This window comes from Kribbella yunnanensis (assembly GCF_039529655.1).
In the GTDB taxonomy this organism is placed as follows: Bacteria; Actinomycetota; Actinomycetes; order Propionibacteriales; family Kribbellaceae; genus Kribbella; species Kribbella yunnanensis.
In genome coordinates this window covers 186,157-203,528 of sequence record NZ_BAAANF010000023.1, presented here as the reverse complement: position 1 = coordinate 203,528, position 17,372 = coordinate 186,157, and the positions used below count along the sequence as shown (strand labels likewise).

Genomic DNA, 17,372 nt, shown 5'->3' with positions numbered 1-17,372 from the left:
GGATCAGCCAGCTGCCTGCCGCCTGCCGGGTCGAAGTGCCTTCCGATCCGGCAGTAGCGCTTTGGCCAGTCGTGACGGGGGCGCCCCGTCAGCGTGCATGGCGATCAGCTTCGCGATAGCGGGAGACGTCATGATGCCGAAACCGCCCAGCCCCGCGGCCCACAGGAATGTGGGCTCCGACGGGTCGGGTCCGACCAGCGGCAGCCGATCGGACGTGAATGTCCTCAGCCCTGCCCAGCTGTTCGTGACACGACGGATCCGCAACCGCGTCCGCTCGTGCAGCCTCTCGATGCACAGCGCGACGTCCAACTCGTCCACTCGAGGATGCCCAGCCGGCACGGGCGTCTCGTCCGCAGGCGAGGCGAGCACCTGGGTGCCTTCCGCCTCGAAGTAGAAGCGGTCGTCGAGATCGACGACGAACGGCCATGCCGGCGCGGCTGGCGGATCACAGGTCGCGATCAGAACAGTACGACGCATCGGGACCAGCCCCCTGACGGAAAGGCCCGCATGTGCAGCGACCTCGTCCGCCCAGGCGCCAGCGGCGTTGACCAGCAATCCAGCGCTGACTATGTCGCCTTGCAGGTCGACCTTCCAGCCGCGCTCGTGGCGTCGAGCGCCGAGGAATCTGGCGTTGCGGAGGATCGTGGCGCCGCGCTCTGCCGCGATCTTGAGAAAGGTGCGATGCAGGAGGTCCACCTCGATGGAGGCGGCATCCGGCTCCAGGCAGGCCAGGTCGATTGTCTCAGGGTCGATGGCCGCTGCGAGACGCTCCGCCTCGGGCGGCGTCAACCACTCGACTCCCGGAGCCGAGCCCGACGCTGCCAGCCTCCGCAACTCAGGCAGCAGTACATCGCTGACCTTCCCGGTCCAGAGCACCGGCCGAGATCGCAGGATCGCCGCGCCGGCGCGTTCGGCAAGCGCCCCCTCGAACGCCGGCCGGGAAGCCGCAGTCAGCTCCTGGATCTCTTCCGAACCATAGGTTTGGGTGAGCATCGCAGCGGATCGGCCGGTCGCATGCACCCCGAAGTCGGGTTCTGCCTCCAGGAGAACCACCGACCTCTCACCGGCCAGCTCCGCGGCTACGGCGGCCCCGACGATGCCGCCACCAACGACGGCCACGTCGTACGCCGCGGTCGTCATCTAGTCGACCCGTTCGGCGAGGAAAGTGAATCGGGCCAGTCGCGGGCGACCGTCAGCATCCGGCTCGAGGAAGTCCATCGGGACAAACCCGAGCGGCGCGCCTTCCGGTCCCATCTGTACGAGGAACCGGGACCGCTCCGCATCGATGCAGGTCATCGGCATGTGGGTCAGCTCGCTGGGCGCGATACCTGCCATCAGCTTCTGGGCTTCCGCGAGACCCGGCTCGGGCTTCTGTGCCACGAACAAGCGGCCTTCCTCCGAGAAGACGACAAGATCGCCCTGCGACGAGGTGTAGCGGCCGACGTACGGCGTGGGATCGACCGGCACGGGCTCCTGCGGCGCTGATGGGGGCGCCGGCAGCACGAAGCCGAACTCCCGCGCGAGGATCTCGGCGGCGAGCACAGCATTCAGCCCGTGGCCGGAGGTGCTGTTGGTCAGCACCGCGACTGCGGCATTGCGGTCCGGGATCACCCACAACGTCGATGCCATCCCGATGTTGCCGCCGCCGTGCACAACCACTCGTCGGCCGTCCACCTCAACGGCGCCCCAACCGAGCCCCCACAGCGGGTATGGGTAGCCACCCCAGTTGTCGATCTGCGGCACCCGCATCGCAGTCACGGAGTTCTCCGAGAGCACCTGCCGGCCGTCGGCCGCTCGTCCCCCATCGAGGTGCATCCGTGCGAAGCCGATCAGAGCGGCCACATCAAGCCAGAGGGTCGAGCCGGCGGGTGCGTTGCCGTAGTACTTGCGGAACACGGGCGCCGGCTGCGCTGTGCCGGCAGCGGGGTCAGCCAGATGACCGATCGCCGTTGGACCCAGGATCATCCGCTCGGCGTCGGTCGTCGCATTGAGACCGAGCGGCCGCAGGATCCGCTGCTGGAGGGCTTCGTCGTAGCTGAGCTTCGTGATGACCTCGACGATGCGTCCGAGCGTGACCATGCCGGAGTTGCTGTAGGAGAACTGCTTTCCCGGCGTGCCCATGATGGGGACGGTCTTGAGCCGCTCCATGAACATCGCGACCGCGTCCGGACCCGTCGGGTCATCGAGCAGGTCGCTGTTAGGCATCCCGGACGTGTGACTGAGCAGCATCCGCACGGTGACAGCGGCCGACCTGACAGGATCCGTGAGAGTGAAGTCAGGCAGGTACTTCTGGACCGGCGCGTCGAGCTCGACGAGGCCTTCATCCACCAGCGTCATCACCAGCGACGCAGTGAACACCTTGGTGATCGAGCCGGCGGCGAACAACGTCTCCGGAACGACATCGGCGCCGGTGTTCTTGTTAGCTGTTCCCGTGACAGCGGTGACTACCTCATCGCCGGTCAGGATCGCGGCAGCAGCGCCCGGCACGAGGATGCCGGCGGCCAACTCGGACAGGCGAGCCTGGAGTTCCTCTGAAGTCATCATCCACCGAACGATGCCAGCTCACGTTGACACCCGCACGCGCTCGATGTCGAAGTAGATCCGCCCAGAACTCGACAGCTGTAGCTACCTCAGACCCGCCCCAGCAGTCGAGCCACCTTGATACCGAGATGGAGAACCAGCCGCTGTTCTCCGTCGGACAGGTCGAAGCCCGTCAGCTGCTCGATCCGGCGGAGCCGGTGGTAGACGCTGGTCCGGTGCAGATCGAGCTGTTCCGCGACCAGACGAGCGTCGCCGGCGCGGTCGAGGAACAGCTCAGCCGTGACGAGCAATGCCGGATCAGGAGACTGCAGAGCATCGATCGCGGGAAGGACGTCCAGAGCGTGCAGCTGATCTGCGGGCTGCGACGCGAGGAGTCCGTAGATGCCGAGCGCGTCGTGGCTCGCAACAGGCCGGAAGGCCGGCACCACATCGGCCACTCGGATCGCCGCGAGAGCCTGCCCATAGGACATCTTGGCCTCCGCAAGGCGCTGGGTCTTCCGTCCGACCCCCGACACGACCGCACGCCAGCGGTCGCTCACCCCGAGCCGGGCCTCGGCTGCCGTGCGCAGATCGTGGGCCACTCGCGGGAACCGCTCATAGGTGGATTGCGGCAGGATCAGGACGACGTGGTGCGGTCGGACAAGAATCAAGCACTCCCGCGGAGGGAGGGTGTTCCTGATCGAGTGGAGCGCAGCGCTGAGCGCCAGCCTGTCCCCCTCATCGACCTCCTGGCCAGCCACCGGCAGTGGCTGTACGACGATGGCCACGACTCCGCCGCGAGAGGCGGAGAACCCGCCTTCAATCAGTCCGTCGGCCGCCATCTGTTGCGTGGCGGCGTCCGGCGAGAGCAGATCCCTGACCAGCTCGCCTACCCGAGCATCCCGGAGCTCGTCGATGACCCGCTCCCGGAACAACACTTCCCCGGCCTCGTCGGCGGCCGTCGTGGCCGCCGTGAGATCGTCTGCGGCCAGGGATCCGTCGGTGTCGATGAGCCACAGATAGCCGAACTGGACGCCCTGGTGCCGGACCGGAATCGCTACCCGCGGCAGCAGCCCCAACTCCGCATCCGACGGCAGATGAACCGGCCCGGAGGCCTGCCCGAGCCGGAAGCGACGCAACCACGCCAGCCCCTCCGGTGGCGCCTCCCGGGTCAGGATCACCCGCGCACGCATGTCGTCGATCGCACCGACCTGCGCACTGTAGGCCAGCAGGCGAAAGCTCGTGTCGTCGACGGCGACCGAACGCCCCAACCGTCCTGCCAGAGAGTCCACAACTCGCTGGAGCTCGTCGCTCATTGGTCGATCTCCTGCCTCCTCATTTCAACAAACGTAGTACTGCGATAGCGGGATACACAACAGAGGCAGCGTGCGCAGGGCGCTCTATGAGCGTAACTTGCCGTTGATGAGCACTCCGCAGAGCACCGCCGCCGAGGTAGTCGTCAGCACGATGGCCGACGAGCTGTGGCAGCACCACTTGTCCATGGATCCGTATTTGCAGATGCGCAGCGGCGTCGCGACCGAGCGCCTCCCGCTGAGAACCATTGACGAAGCGGAGCGCGATACCGCCCTCGGACGGAACCTGCTCGCACGATGCAAGGCCGTCGAAGCTGTCCCGATCAACGACAGCGCACGCGTGACACTGGCGCTGATCCGCGACCATGCCGAGAGGCTTGAGCGCTCGGCAGAACTTTGGCACGCGCGCTTCCCTGTTACGCCGTACCAACTATTCGACCTGAACATAGCGTTGACGCAGGTCCTGCCCACGGTGTCACCCACCAAGGAGGCCGGCCGGCTCCTCGCGCTCGCCGAGGACCTCGCGGTCGCCGTCGAAACGATGGACGGCAAGCTCGTGCGCATGCAGCAGCAGGGTTGGGTACTGCCCGCGCCGGCATTTGCCGGATCCATCGCCACACTGCAAGGACTCAAGGCGCTCGCCGAGCAGGCGCTGACGCGGACCGACGCCGGGGCTCGCGTCAGCCGGGTACGCGACGAGCTCGTGCTGACCGCGTTCGACCGTCTACTCGCCCGCCTCGACAGCGCCGAATACCGCGCCAGTGCCCCCTCGACCGTCGGGCTCTCCCAATTCCCCGGCGGCGCCGAGGCGTATGGCGAGCTCGCGCGGCAGAGCGTCACCTACGCCATCGACCCGGAGCAGGTACACCGCCACGGCGTGGAGCAGCTCTCGTCGTATGACGAGCAGAAGGCTGAGCTCCGCGCGAGCCTCGGGTTTCCTGACGAGGCGGACTTCCTGCGGTACCTGCGCGCCACCGGTCGCCTGCACTGTCCCACCGCGCAGGATGTCGAGGACCTCTACCTCAAACACATCAGTCGCATGGAGCCGCTTGTCCCTCAGCTGTTCTCAGCAACGCCCAAGGCACCGTACGGCGTCGCGCGGCTCGACCCGGCGTTCGAAGCAGGGATGAGCTACGGCTACTACGAGCCGCCTACTGATGCAGTGCCTGTCGGCAACTACCGCTACAACGGCTCAGGCCTCGAGGACCGTGCGCAACTCAACGCCGCGACGCTCATCTTCCACGAGCTCATCCCAGGCCACCACTTCCACATCGCGCGCGAATCCGAGGACCCGTCCCTGCCGAAGTTCCGCAGCCAAATTCCGATCTACGGCGCCTACAACGAGGGATGGGCGGAGTACGCCGCCAGCCTCGCGGTCGAACTGGGACTGCTCGACGACCCCTACGACCGTTACGGCCATCTGGTCCACCAGTCGTTCGTGTGCTCGCGACTCGTCGCCGACACCGGCCTCAACGCCCTCGGGATGTCCCTCGACGAGGCAGCGGGGTGGATCCGGCGTAACTCCTTCGAGTCAGAGCAGCAGATCGCCTCGGAGACCCTGCGGTACTCGACTGACTGGCCGGGCCAGGCGCTCGGCTACCGACTCGGGTACGAGCAGTTCTGGGCTGCCCGACGTGAGGCCGAAAGCGAGCTGGAGACAGCGTTCGACGTACGGGCGTTCCACGAGATCGTCCTCGGCTCCGGCGGCCGGCCACTCCCGATGGTCCGCGACGACGTTCGTCAATGGGTCGGATCGATCACCAGCAAGCCGTAACACTCGTCTCGGGTCCCTGACCGCGGAGCACAAGAGCCGCTTGTGCTCCCGCGCGAATCCCGCGTCCTCACGAGCTGGTAGCCGCTGCATCTGGCGCGCTGGAATGTGTCCGTGACTATCGTCGACCCGACCACGCTGCGCGCCCGCTTCGCCGTACGGCTCTCGGACCTCTATGGCTCTGAGGTTCCGGCGTACACCACGCTTCTCGAGGTTTCCCAGGAAGTGAACCGGCGGGTGCTCGAACGCGACGGAGCCCGTGCCGAACGGCTCGGATCGATCGAAAGGGTGACCGCGGAGCGCCACGGCGCGATCCGGGTCGGCAGTCCGGCCGAGCTCGCCCAGGTGACGCGTGTCTTCGGAGCGCTGGGGATGAGCCCGACCGGCTTCTACGACCTCCGCGACGCGCACCCACGGCCGATCCCGGTCATTTCTACAGCATTCCGGCCGACCGGGCGGGACGAGCTCGCGAAGAACCCGTTCCGGGTGTTCACGAGCCTGCTGGTCCCCGAGGACCGCCGATTCTTCGACGCCGACCTCGAGCTACGGATCAAGGAGTTCATTTCCCGGCGTGAGCTCTTCGTCCCCGAACTCCTCGAGCTGGCCGATCATGCAACGGCCGACGGCGGGCTGCCCCCGGACGCCGCCGACCGCTTCCTCGACCTCGCCATCGCATCGTTCGCGCTGTCGGACGACCCCGTGGATCGGACCTGGTACGACGAGCTCGAGCAGATCTCCGGCGTGGCCGCCGATATCGCTGGAGTCGGGTCGACCCACATCAACCATCTCACCCCGCGAGTGCTGGACATCGACGAGCTGTACGCCGCGATGCAGGCGCGCGGGATCGAGATGATCGACAAGATCCAGGGACCGCCGCGGTGGAACGGCCCGGACGTCCTGCTGCGGCAGACCTCCTTCCGCGCGCTGGCGGAGCCACGCCGATATCGCGAGGCTGACGGGTCGATCACGGACGGGACCATGCGAGTGCGGTTCGGCGAGGTCGAAGCCCGCGGTATCGCCCTCACCCCGAGCGGCCGAGACCTGTACGAGAAGGCGATGGCAGACCCGGACCATTGGTCCGAACTGATCCCCGGCAGCGAGCGCGCATTCCACACCCAAGGCCTCGCGTACTTCACCTACCGCCCCGCGCCGCTTCGCCCCAGCCAGGCTCCGGCACCCGGCTTGACGCCGGACGAGTTGCTCACCGGCGGCTGGCTGATCGCCCAGCCGATCGTCTACGAAGACTTCCTGCCGCGGTCGGCCGCAGGCATCTTCGCCTCGAACCTGTCCGGCGCCGGAGGGGCAGACACCGGTCAAGGCGGCGCCGAGCGCGACATCTCCTGGCTGGCGGAACAGATCGGTCGCCCGGTCAACGTCCCCGAGGAGTTGTACGCCGCAGAGAGCAAGGCATCAATGGCCCAGGCGCTGGAGCAGCTCTAGGCGGTCGTCCACTCACCTCTGGCCGTCCGGAACGCGCTGCTCCGATCAGTCGCCGCGAGCAACGCATGACGGAGTGTTTCCCATGACGCGTCGGGCAATGTCGGCGACCGCAAGGCCATCACGTCGCGGTACGCCTTCTCGCCGTCGACGCGGCGGCTGACGACCCCCTCCGTCGGTCGAAGGCTCAGCTCCGGTACGACGGCGATACCGAGACCCGCGGCGACCAGGCCGTGGATCACGCTGTAGTTGTTGCTGCGGTGCACGATCATCGGCTCGAATCCAGTCTCGGCACACAGCCGGCGCAGGGTCGAGCCGCCGGCGGTTCCGGCGCGGGCCGTGATCCAGGAGTCGTCCTGCAGCCGATCGACCCTGAGCGGCTCGTCGTCGTCACAGCGCGGATGACCACTGGGAAGCAACAGGTAAAGCGCTTCCCTGAACACAAACTCCGCCTCGAATCCGCGCGGCACCCTGATCGGCACTGCCCCGTACCGATAGACCAAAGCCACATCGAGCTCGTGTGCCTCAAGCATGCGGAACAACTCGTCCGGCTCGCCCTCATCCAGATGCACGACGACACCGGGATGGGTGTATTGGAATCGCGAGATTGCGTCCGGGAGCAGGCGTTCGGCCGCACTGGGGAAACTGCCGAGCCGAACACGCCCGATTGTGCCGTTCTGCTGCAGCACGATGTCGTCCTCGAGGGTCCGCAGTTGACCGAGCACCTGGTTCGCCCGCTCGGCGAGGAACTGCGCGATCGGTGTCGGGCTGATCCCGTGCGCGTGGCGCTCGAATAGCTGGGTGCGCGTCGCCCGCTCGAGCGCTGCGATCTGCTGTGAGACCGCCGAGCCGGTGTAGCCGAGTTCCCGGGCGGCATCGGCGAACGACCCGGTCCGGAGAACTGCCTGAAGCGTCTGCAGCTGAAGCGGATTGAGCATGAGAAATCCTAATCGCGATCCCGGCCACCTGCCTAGATTGAGCCACAAAGTCCAGGTCGAGGAGCACAAGATCTTCTTATCCTCACTCAACAGATCCTTGCTCGCAGGTGATTCCCCTCCATCCGGTACGGCGGCAGGCTGAACCCATGAATCGCGGTCGCACCCTGCCGGCTTCGGCGGACGTCGTCGTCATCGGCGGCGGAATCATGGGCGTCAGTACGGCGTACCACCTGGCTACCGCCGGCCGGCAGGTGGTGCTGCTCGAAAAGGGCGCCCTCGGCCAGGGCTCGACCTGCCAGGCAGCCGGCGGCGTCCGTGGTTTCTTCTCCGACGAGGTCAATATCCGGCTCGGCCTGCGCAGCCTCGATGTTCTCGAGCGTTTCGGTGACCTGTTCGGCACCGAGGTCGACCTGCACCAGACCGGCTATCTCTTCCTCATCTCCGACGCCGAGGACCTGGCCGCCTTCGAGCGCAACGTCGCGTTGCACAACGCGACCGGAGGTAACAGTCGGCTGATCTCGGCAGCCGAGGCGAAGCAGCTCTCACCACTGATCGACAGCACCGGCCTTCTTGGCGCGGCGTGGTCGCCACGCGACGGACACTGCACTCCGGAGTCGGTGGTGCAGGGGTACGCCAAGGCTGCGCGAGAGGCCGGTGCGACTCTGCTCACCAACTGCCCTGCCACGGGCATAGAAACGTCCGGCGGTCACATTGTTGGGGTCACCACACCCGCCGGCGCGATCGGCGCCGACCAGGTTGTCTGCGCGGCAGGCGCCTGGTCGGCGCAGGTCGGTCAGTGGGTCGGCGTCGAACTGCCGGTAGTCCCCCTGCGACGTCAGATCGCGATCACCGAGCCGATCCCCGGTCTCGCGCCGAACACGCCGTTCACGATCGACTTCTCCACCTCGCTGTACTTCCACACCGAAGGAGAAGGCCTCTTGCTGGGGTGCCCGGAGCGGGTCAGCTCCTGGAGCTTCGACACCACCCGGGACCCGGCGTGGCTCTCGACACTGGCCGAGGCCGTCGAACACCGGGCACCAGCGCTGGGGGACGTAGGACTCCGCAGCGGCTGGGCCGGACTGTACGAGATGACCCCGGACCACAACGCCCTCATCGGCCGCTCGGTCACGGTGCCTGGTTTCGTCTACGCCTGTGGATTCTCCGGCCACGGGTTCCTGATGGGTCCGGCGGTCGGCGAGATCGTCCGTGACCTCTGCCTCGACCGTACGCCGGTCATCGATGTCACCTCGCTCGACGCCGAACGGTTCAGAGCAGGCGGCGTCCGGCCCGAACTCAACGTCGTCTGACGAACCAATCGCACAAGGAGCTACGACTATGTCCCGTATCGACCTCCCCGGCCCCGAGATCCTCGGAAGGCAGGGCCTGGCGGCGGCCGCGGCCTGCGGCGTCGATCCCGCGACCGTCGCCGGCGAGCAGAGCCATCTCTCACCGATCAACGGCCGTGACCTCGGTGGCGTCACCTGGAGCGACGCCACCACCGTCGATGACGTCGTCACCCGTGCGGAGGCCGCATTCCGGGAGTGGCGCAGGATCCCGGCCCCGGGCCGCGGTGCGGTGATCAAACGGTTCGGCGAGCTTCTCACCGAGCACAAGGCGGACCTGGCCACCCTGATCAGCATCGAGGTCGGCAAGATCACCTCCGAGGCCCTCGGCGAGGTACAGGAGATGATCGACATCTGCGACTTCGCGGTCGGCCTCTCCCGGCAGCTCTACGGCACTACGTCGGTCTCGGAGCGCCCCGGCCACCGGCTGATGGAAACCTGGCACCCGCTCGGAGTCGTTGGCGTGATCAGCGCATTCAACTTCCCCGTCGCGGTGTGGTCCTGGAACACCGCGATCGCCTTGGTGTGCGGCGACACCGTGATCTGGAAACCGTCCGAGCAGGCGCCGCTGTGCGCGTGGGCGTCCGCAGCCCTGCTCGACCGCGCGCTGACCGAGTCGGGCGCACCGGCAAACGTGTCTCAGGTCGTCGTCGGTGGACCGGAGATCGGTGCGGCGCTGGTCGACCACCCGGGAGTCGCGCTGATCAGCGCCACCGGCTCGAGCCGGATGGGCAAGGCGGTCGGTCCGCGGGTCGCCGACCGCTTCGGTCGGTCGCTGCTCGAACTGGGCGGCAACAACGCCGCCATCATCACACCGTCGGCCGATCTGGATCTGGCTTTGCGCGGAATCGTCTTCTCTGCTGCCGGAACGGCAGGTCAGCGTTGTACGACGATGCGCCGCGTCATCGCCCATACCTCGGTGGCCCAGCAACTCACCGAACGTCTGGTGGAAGCGTACGCACGACTCCCTGTCGGTAACCCGATCGCACCGGGCACCTTGGTCGGGCCGCTGGTCCACGGCAAGGCGTACGACGCGATGGCGGCCGCACTCGCGCAGGCTGCAACTGACGGCGGCAAGACCGTAGCCGGTGGCGGGCGAGTCCTGACCGACGCCGCGCCCGACGCGTTCTACGTCGAGCCCGCGATCGTCACCATGCCGACCCAGAGCGGCATCGTCCGCACGGAGACGTTCGGGCCGCTGCTGTACATCCTCACCTACGACGACCTCGAACAGGCCATCGCCCTCAACAACGACGTACCGCAGGGATTGTCCTCGTCGATCTTCACCCGCGACCAGGCCGAGGCCGAGTTCTTCGTCTCGGCCGAAGGATCCGACTGCGGAATCGTGAATGTGAACATCGGTACGTCCGGGGCCGAGATCGGTGGAGCGTTCGGTGGCGAGAAGGCGACCGGAGGCGGGCGCGAATCCGGCTCGGATTCCTGGCGCGCCTACATGCGCCGGGCAACAAACACCATCAACTACTCCGGCGAACTCCCGCTGGCCCAAGGCGTGGACTTCACGGTGTGAGCCGGATCGACGACCTCGCCGCCGAGCTGAGATCCCGAGGAATCGACGACGCCGACGGCTCGGTGCTGACCCGGGCCATGTATGCCGGGGATGCGAGCCTCTATCGCGTCGTTCCGTCAGTTGTGGTGCGGCCGCGGCGGACGGAGGACCTCCTCGCCCTCCACGCGGCGGCCCGCGAACTACGTGTCCCGATCACCCTCCGAGGTGCCGGTACCTCGATCGCGGGCAACGCCGTCGGCTCCGGCATCGTCGTCGACATCCGGCGGCTGCAAAACATCATGGCCATCGATCCCGAGTCGCGTACGGCGATCGTGCAGCCCGGCGTCGTACATGCCGACCTGCAGCGGGCGGCAGCGCCGTACGGACTCAGGTTTGGGCCCGACCCGTCGACACACACGCGCTGCACGATCGGCGGAATGATCGGCAACAACGCCTGCGGTTCCAGGGCACTCGGGTACGGCCGGACAGTGGACAACGTGGAGGCGATGACCGTCCTGTTCGGCAACGGAGAGACCGCCACGTTGGGATCCGGCACCGAGAACAGCCCGACCGCCAGGCAGTTGCTGGGGCTGGCGGCCGGAAACCTCGCGCATGTCCGGACGGAGTTCGGCCGTTTCGGGCGCCAGGTGAGCGGCTACAGCCTGGAACATCTGCTGCCGGAGAACGGCCGGCGAGTGGACCGCTTCCTGGTCGGCAGCGAAGGCACGCTCGCAATGGTGCTCCAGGCAACCGTTCGGCTCGTGCCGGACGCCCCTCGGCGATCGCTGCTCGTGCTCGGCTATCCCACGATGGCCGATGCCGCCGACGCTGTGCCCGCATTGCTGGCAGCCGCACCCGGGCGGCTGATCGCCTGTGAAGGCATGGACGCGCGGATCGTCGATCTCGTGCGTGGCAAGGGAAAACCGGTACCCGAGCTGCCGCCGGGCGCAGGCTGGCTGTTCGCAGAGGTCACTGGGGAGGACGCCCCTGACATCGTGCAGCGGCTCACCGACTCCTCCGGCGCACTCGGAAACCGGCTCGTCACCGATGCCGGCGAGGCCGCGGCGCTGTGGCGGATCCGCGAGGACGGTGCCGGGCTGGCCGGAGTGAGCTTGCCGACCCCGGCCCACTCCGGCTGGGAAGACGCCGCGGTTCCACCTGAACACCTCGGTGCCTGGCTGCGCGACTTCGAGCAGATCCTGGGCTCGTACGGTTTCCACGGCTTCCCGTACGGCCATTTCGGCGACGGTTGCGTCCATTGCCGGATCGACTTCCCGTTCCGGCACGGCGATCCCGGGAGCTCAGCAGGTTTTCGGGAGTTCATGGTCGAATGCGCGACTACGCTCAAGAGATATGGCGGCTCCCTGTCCGGAGAGCACGGAGACGGCCGGATCCGTTCCGAGCTGCTCCCGCTGATGTACGACGAGACCTCGATCGACCTGTTCGCGCGGGTGAAGCAGCTGTGCGATCCGGACGATCTGCTCAATCCGGGCATCATCGTCAGTCCCGGCTCGATCACTGACGGCCTGCGCGCGGTGCGGCCGCGAACCTCGCCGAAGCGCTCCGGGCTACGACTGATCCACGACGGCGGTGATCTCGGCACGGCGGTGCACCGCTGTACCGGCGTTGGCCGCTGCGTCGCGTCGAAAACGACCAGCGTGATGTGCCCCTCCTTCCTGGCCACCCGTGACGAGAAGGACTCCACGCGCGGACGGGCACGGGTTCTTCAGGAGGCGTTGGACGGATCCTTGGTCGGCGGTCTCGAGCATGAAGCCGTCGGCGCCGCACTCGATCTCTGCTTGTCCTGCAAAGGCTGTTCCTCGGATTGTCCCGCCGGCGTGGACATGGCAACGTACAAGTCCGAGACGCTCTATCAGACGTACGCCGGCAAGGTGCGTCCGCGCTCGCACTACCTGCTCGGCCGCCTGCCGAAGTGGGCCAGGCTCGTCGCACCCATGGCAGGCACCGTCAACGGCTCGATGCGCCTCGGCCCCGTCGCAAAGCTGGCCAAGTCGATCGCCGGCATAGATCAGCGGCGGTCGATCCCGAAGTTCGCGCGCAAGACGCTGAAGCGCTCCGCGCGAAGCCTCGCCCGGCTCCCGGAGACACCGGACGTGTGGCTCTGGGCCGACTCGTTCACCGACCACTTCTTCCCGCGGTCGGGGCTCGCGGCGATCCAGTTCCTGGAGGCCCACGGTCTACGAGTACGAGTGATCCCCGAGAACGCGTGCTGCGGGCTGACCTGGATCACGACCGGTCAGCTCGACCAGGCCCGCCGGATGATGGACCGCACCGTCCGCAGGCTCGCGCCGTACCTGGCATCTGGCGTGCCAGTCGTCGGCCTGGAGCCGTCTTGTCTCGCGGCGCTGCGCAGCGACGCGCTCGAGCTCACCGCCGCACCCGAGGCGAACATCGTTGCCAACGGCATCCTGACTTTCGCAGAGCTGATCGCCAGGCTGGACCTGCCGCTCCCCGATCTCAGCGGAGTGGAAGTCGTCGCCCAACCACATTGCCACCAGTCCGCCGTGCTCGGCTGGTCAGCGGACCAAGCACTACTGGAAAGCGCCGGTGCCACAGTGACCAAGGTGGCCGGGTGCTGTGGGCTAGCCGGAAACTTCGGGGTCGAGGCCGGTCACTACGAGACCTCTGTCGCCATCGCCGAGACCCACCTGCTGCCCACCGTACGAGACCACCCCAACGCCGTCATACTTGCTGACGGAATGTCGTGCCGGGTGCAGCTCGACGACCTTGCGCAGGTCCACGCAGTGCATCTGGCCGAGCTGCTCACCACACGACTGTGAATCACGGGATCATCGACGACGCCGAATGAAGGTCGCATCTACAGTGGAGGAATGAACCAGGAAGTCGATGAGACCGAGCTGCGGATTACGCGGCGCTTGCGCAAGATACGTCTAGAGCGTGGTCTCACTCTGGAGAAGGTCGCCGCTGCGGCTGATCTGTCTCCTGGCTATTTGTCGCGGGTCGAGAGTGGGCAACGTGTACCCAGCATCGGCACTCTGGTACTGCTGGCCAGAGCATTGGATGTCAGCGTCGCCGATCTGGCGGCCGACAGCGAGCGTGGATCCCCGATCGTCAAGGGCAGTGAGGCCGCCAGGTACGGCGTTCAAGGTGCGGAGGTGACGCATTTGTCTCCGCCATCGTCGGGAATGCTGATCGAGGCAACCCGCCTGTCGCTGCGTGCTGGAGCCACTCCTCCCCGCCCAGCTCGCCACGGCGGGGAGGAGTGGCTGCACGTCGTTTCGGGGCGGCTCGAGCTGGCGCTGGCCGACGAGCTGACAGTCTTGGGGCCTGGCGACTCGGCCCAATTCCTGGGCTCGGTCGAACATGTCCTACGTGGCGCACCCGATGCCGACGTGATTGTGGTGATCGCGTCTCCTCGGATAGGTGTGATCGCCTAGAAACCTGGCGTCTTCATCAGCTGCTGTGGCTCCGCCCTGACGGAGCTCGGCTGGACGACAACGCCGCGGCGAAACAGCTGGCGAGCACGTGGTAGTCGATCACTGGAACGTCCACTTCTTTCCGAATCCGATCTGCGACGGCTGCCATTTCGCCGCACTCCAGCACTACGGCTCCGAGGTCGGGGATATCGAGCTTCTCGATGATCTGCGCCGAAACGGCTTCGTGATCGAAAGGCTCGGTGCGGTCGAACACAGCCCGTCGAAATGGGCCTACTTCCTCGAGACCGACTCGGATGACGTCCGAGTCCCGGTCTGAAGGCACGCCGGGGATGTCCGACAGATCGGCCCACCCGAGGTTCGCGTACACGACGAGCACCCGCCGGCCGGGCGGCAGCATCGCCAGCAGCATCGGCACGGCCAGTAGCGGCGAGGAGAGGACCGTACGGTTGGTTGCCCGGGCAAGATCATGCTGCACGCGCGACAGGTAGCCGACAGTTAGGACGGCGAGACTACCCCGCGCGGTGTCGGACTCGGCACTGAGAGCTTGCACTGTCCGTGGGATGAGGGCCGCGATCGGCGTCGTGAATTGATTGTCCAGGTTCGGATCATCCGGAGGGTAGGTATGGATCGCAGAACCCACCGCCTGCTCCGCCGGATCAGCAATGGATCCGGCGATGAAAGGGCTGCCTTCCGGCGTGAGGATCAGCACCGCAGCCTGGTTGAGCGGTGATTCGGGTAGCGGGTTCGGAGTGACGGTCGGGATCGTCATAAGGCCGCCTGACGTCGGTTGCGGCGGTGGATGAGAAGCGCTGCTGCGACACCGACCAGCACCGTGAGAAGCAGGTACACCGACAGCGGGAGTGAACTACCACTCGCGCCGTAGAGAGCGGTAGCAATGAACGGCGCCGGTCCGCCCCCGATGATTCCGGCGAGATTGAAGGCGAGCGAGCTCCCCGAGTATCGCACCGGCGCCGGGAACAGACTCATCAAGATCGTGGCCTCGTTGGCGAACATCAGCGCGTACGGGACGAGGCTGACAAGGATGACCGCGATCGCCACGGACCGATTGCCCGATGCGATGCCCGCGAAGTAGACGCAGACCTCTATCGCCATGGCGGCGGCACCGATGAGGTAGACCCGGAGAGGACCCAGCCGATCGCCGAGGTAACCCATCACGGGCATCAGTAGTGCCGAGATCAAGGAGGCGATCGCGACCGAGGCGAGCAGAGTGGTCTGCTCCAGGCCGCCCGCCTTCTTCCCGTAGACGTAGACGAACGATACGAAGATGAAGACTGGAGCCATCTCACCGACCTTGAGGAACATCCCCAGAAGGATCCCCCTCCAGTGCGAACGCACTGCTACCAGCACCGGCGCCCGTTCGACCTGTCCTTGTGCACGAACCTTGGCAAACTCCGAGGTCTCAACGATCCCGATCCGCATCCAGAACCCGAGCACAACGAGCACTGCACTGGCGAGGAACGGAATCCGCCACGCCCACTCGATGAAGGCCTGCGGACCGGCAGCGACCCCGACAGCCAGTACCGATGCGGTAGCCAGTGAGGTTCCGAGCATCGCGGAGGCCTGCGGGAAACTGGTGAGCAGCGCGCGGCGTGAGCGGCGGCCGGATTCGCCGGCCATCAGGACGGCGCCGCTCCATTCACCCCCGACTCCGAAGCCCTGCAGCACCCTCATAAGAACCAGCAGTAGTGGCGCGAGGATGCCGATTGTCCCGTATCCGGGGATGAGCCCAATTCCCACCGTGCCGACTCCCATCAGCATCAGCGTCGTCACGAGTGCCTTCTTGCGCCCGACACGGTCACCGAGGTGGCCGAAAACCACCGCCCCCAGCGGCCGGGCGGCGAACGCCACGAAGAACGTTGAGAAGGACAGCAAGATCCCACCGAACTCGCTCGACTCGGGGAAGAACACCCGGGGAAGAACGATCGGCGCGATGACTCCATAGAGAAGGAAGTCGTACCACTCGATGGTGCTCCCCACTGTGCTTGCCGCGACGGCGCGGACCACCGTGTTCCTCGCTGGACCGGGAGACGGGGTTTTCTGTGTGACTGTCATCGCACACCTCCTAGGTTTGCCTATGAGACACGTCGATGTGCCACCTTGGCAATACGCTGCACTCGTGGATCTGATCTCGACGAGAGGCGTGCATCTTGACCCTAACCAGCCCCAGGAGGCAATATTTGTACCTAATAGGCAAATCGAGGGAGAGGGAAGCGCGATGACCGAGGCGCCTGCAGTGGGTGCGACCAGCGGTATCGACCCAGGCATCAACGAACTCGATCTTGAGGAGTTGCCTGCGGAGCACGAATCGCTGGAGTCCGAACGCGAGCACCGCAAGCGCCAACTGGCCGTTGCGTTCAGGTTGTTTGCCCGGTACGGGTACGACGAGGGCGTCGCGGGCCACATCACCGCACGCGATCCGGAGTTCCCGAATCGCTTCTGGGTCAACCCCTATGCCGTCCACTTCTCACGGATCAAGGTCAGCGACCTGCTTCTGCTCGACGAAGACGGGAAGGTGGTTGAAGGCTCACTGCGAACGAACAAGGCGGCCTTCTCGATCCACTCGACGATCCACGAGGCGCGGGAGGACGTGGTAGCCGTCGCGCATGCCCACACACTTCACGGGCGCGCCTGGTCATCCCTCGGACGCCCACTGGACCCCATCATTCAGGAATCCTGTGCCTTCTACCAGAACCACGAGGTCTTCGACGAGTACAAGGGCCTGGTGCTGGAGCGCCAGGAGGGGGAGCGAATTGCTGCCCGGCTGGGGTCGAAGCGGGCCGCGATCCTTCGGCATCACGGCTTGCTCACCGTCGGGCAGACGGTAGGCGAGGCCGCATGGTGGTTCGTCACCATGGAGCGGGCCTGCCAGATGCAGCTCATGGCAGAAGCCGCCGGCACACCGCGGATCATGACCGAGGAAGAAGCGGTGCTCGCGGCCCGTCAGTTCGGCAGCGCAAACATGGCGCGTAACAACTTCCGGCTGCTCGAGGAGCTGATCATCGAGGAAGAACCTGACGTCCTGGCGTGAGCTCTCAGCCGCGGCACGGTGCCGACGCGCTCTCAGCGAGTCGCGCCAGCCCCGTGCCGGATCGCATCCGTGCCC

13 protein-coding genes are annotated in these 17,372 nt (G+C 66.5%); 7 read left to right on the top strand and 6 right to left on the bottom strand.

Annotated features, from left to right (window positions below; genetic code table 11):
- Window positions 1-3: 3 nt before the first annotated feature.
- From ABD231_RS35325 to ABD231_RS35315, 3 genes are all read right to left on the bottom strand, one after another.
- Window positions 4-1,140: an NAD(P)/FAD-dependent oxidoreductase gene (locus ABD231_RS35325; RefSeq protein WP_344162279.1), complete on the bottom strand. Its 1,137-nt coding sequence runs from the start codon at window positions 1,138-1,140 to the stop codon at window positions 4-6.
- On the bottom strand, window positions 1,141-2,544 hold the full coding sequence (locus tag ABD231_RS35320) for a serine hydrolase domain-containing protein (protein ID WP_344162276.1): 1,404 nt from the start codon (window positions 2,542-2,544) through the stop codon (window positions 1,141-1,143).
- 86 nt (window positions 2,545-2,630) lie between these two features.
- Window positions 2,631-3,836, bottom strand: coding sequence for a PucR family transcriptional regulator (locus ABD231_RS35315; protein ID WP_344162273.1), 1,206 nt, complete (start codon window positions 3,834-3,836; stop codon window positions 2,631-2,633).
- A 106-nt stretch (window positions 3,837-3,942) separates the two neighbouring features.
- Here ABD231_RS35315 and ABD231_RS35310 point away from each other — a divergent pair, with 106 nt between their 5' ends.
- Both ABD231_RS35310 and hglS read left to right on the top strand, forming a co-directional pair.
- A complete protein-coding gene (locus ABD231_RS35310) occupies window positions 3,943-5,607 on the top strand; it encodes a DUF885 domain-containing protein (RefSeq protein ID WP_344162271.1) in 1,665 nt (554 codons plus the stop codon).
- A 111-nt stretch (window positions 5,608-5,718) separates the two neighbouring features.
- Window positions 5,719-7,044, top strand: a complete 1,326-nt coding sequence (gene hglS, locus ABD231_RS35305; protein WP_344162268.1) for a 2-oxoadipate dioxygenase/decarboxylase — start codon at window positions 5,719-5,721, stop codon at window positions 7,042-7,044.
- Here hglS and ABD231_RS35300 read toward each other — a convergent pair.
- Window positions 7,041-7,979, bottom strand: a complete 939-nt coding sequence (locus tag ABD231_RS35300) for a LysR family transcriptional regulator (protein ID WP_344162265.1) — start codon at window positions 7,977-7,979, stop codon at window positions 7,041-7,043. The two genes, hglS and ABD231_RS35300, sit on opposite strands and share 4 nt — an antisense overlap.
- A gap of 146 nt (window positions 7,980-8,125) precedes the next feature.
- On the opposite strand from ABD231_RS35300, the gene ABD231_RS35295 reads away from it, so the two are divergent.
- The 4 genes from ABD231_RS35295 to ABD231_RS35280 are packed head-to-tail and all read left to right on the top strand — an operon-like array spanning window position 8,126 to window position 14,248.
- Window positions 8,126-9,286: an NAD(P)/FAD-dependent oxidoreductase gene (locus tag ABD231_RS35295; protein ID WP_344162262.1), complete on the top strand. Its 1,161-nt coding sequence runs from the start codon at window positions 8,126-8,128 to the stop codon at window positions 9,284-9,286.
- 28 nt (window positions 9,287-9,314) lie between these two features.
- Window positions 9,315-10,850, top strand: a complete 1,536-nt coding sequence (amaB, locus tag ABD231_RS35290) for an L-piperidine-6-carboxylate dehydrogenase (protein WP_344162259.1) — start codon at window positions 9,315-9,317, stop codon at window positions 10,848-10,850.
- Entirely contained in the window at window positions 10,847-13,630 is a 2,784-nt protein-coding gene (locus ABD231_RS35285; RefSeq protein WP_344162256.1) for an FAD-binding and (Fe-S)-binding domain-containing protein, read from the top strand. Before amaB ends, ABD231_RS35285 begins: the two co-directional genes overlap by 4 nt.
- 51 nt (window positions 13,631-13,681) lie before the next feature.
- Complete coding sequence (locus tag ABD231_RS35280) at window positions 13,682-14,248, top strand: helix-turn-helix domain-containing protein (protein ID WP_344162253.1); 567 nt, start codon at window positions 13,682-13,684, stop codon at window positions 14,246-14,248.
- 16 nt (window positions 14,249-14,264) lie between these two features.
- On the opposite strand, the gene ABD231_RS35275 is transcribed toward ABD231_RS35280, so the two are convergent.
- The gene (locus tag ABD231_RS35275; RefSeq protein ID WP_344162250.1) at window positions 14,265-15,017 is read right to left on the bottom strand and encodes an aspartate/glutamate racemase family protein; all 753 of its coding nucleotides are present in this window, start codon (window positions 15,015-15,017) and stop codon (window positions 14,265-14,267) included.
- Window positions 15,014-16,321, bottom strand: a complete 1,308-nt coding sequence (locus ABD231_RS35270) for an MFS transporter (RefSeq protein WP_344162247.1) — start codon at window positions 16,319-16,321, stop codon at window positions 15,014-15,016. The genes ABD231_RS35275 and ABD231_RS35270 overlap by 4 nt, the downstream gene beginning before the upstream one ends.
- Window positions 16,322-16,385: 64 nt before the next feature.
- On the opposite strand from ABD231_RS35270, the gene ABD231_RS35265 reads away from it, so the two are divergent.
- Window positions 16,386-17,297: a class II aldolase/adducin family protein gene (locus ABD231_RS35265; protein ID WP_344162243.1), complete on the top strand. Its 912-nt coding sequence runs from the start codon at window positions 16,386-16,388 to the stop codon at window positions 17,295-17,297.
- The last annotated feature ends 75 nt before the right edge of the window (window positions 17,298-17,372 follow it).

What these genes read in the sequence shown, in the direction of transcription:
- amaB (WP_344162259.1), top strand. Translation starts at nt 9,315, where the DNA reads ATGTCCCGTATCGACCTCCCCGGCCCCGAGATCCTCGGAAGGCAGGGC.
- ABD231_RS35295 (WP_344162262.1), top strand. Translation starts at nt 8,126, where the DNA reads ATGAATCGCGGTCGCACCCTGCCGGCTTCGGCGGACGTCGTCGTCATC.
- ABD231_RS35300 (WP_344162265.1), bottom strand. Translation starts at nt 7,979, where the DNA reads ATGCTCAATCCGCTTCAGCTGCAGACGCTTCAGGCAGTTCTCCGGACC.
- ABD231_RS35310 (WP_344162271.1), top strand. Translation starts at nt 3,943, where the DNA reads ATGAGCACTCCGCAGAGCACCGCCGCCGAGGTAGTCGTCAGCACGATG.
- ABD231_RS35280 (WP_344162253.1), top strand. Translation starts at nt 13,682, where the DNA reads ATGAACCAGGAAGTCGATGAGACCGAGCTGCGGATTACGCGGCGCTTG.
- ABD231_RS35270 (WP_344162247.1), bottom strand. Translation starts at nt 16,321, where the DNA reads ATGACAGTCACACAGAAAACCCCGTCTCCCGGTCCAGCGAGGAACACG.
- ABD231_RS35325 (WP_344162279.1), bottom strand. Translation starts at nt 1,140, where the DNA reads ATGACGACCGCGGCGTACGACGTGGCCGTCGTTGGTGGCGGCATCGTC.
- ABD231_RS35315 (WP_344162273.1), bottom strand. Translation starts at nt 3,836, where the DNA reads ATGAGCGACGAGCTCCAGCGAGTTGTGGACTCTCTGGCAGGACGGTTG.
- ABD231_RS35320 (WP_344162276.1), bottom strand. Translation starts at nt 2,544, where the DNA reads ATGATGACTTCAGAGGAACTCCAGGCTCGCCTGTCCGAGTTGGCCGCC.
- ABD231_RS35275 (WP_344162250.1), bottom strand. Translation starts at nt 15,017, where the DNA reads ATGACGATCCCGACCGTCACTCCGAACCCGCTACCCGAATCACCGCTC.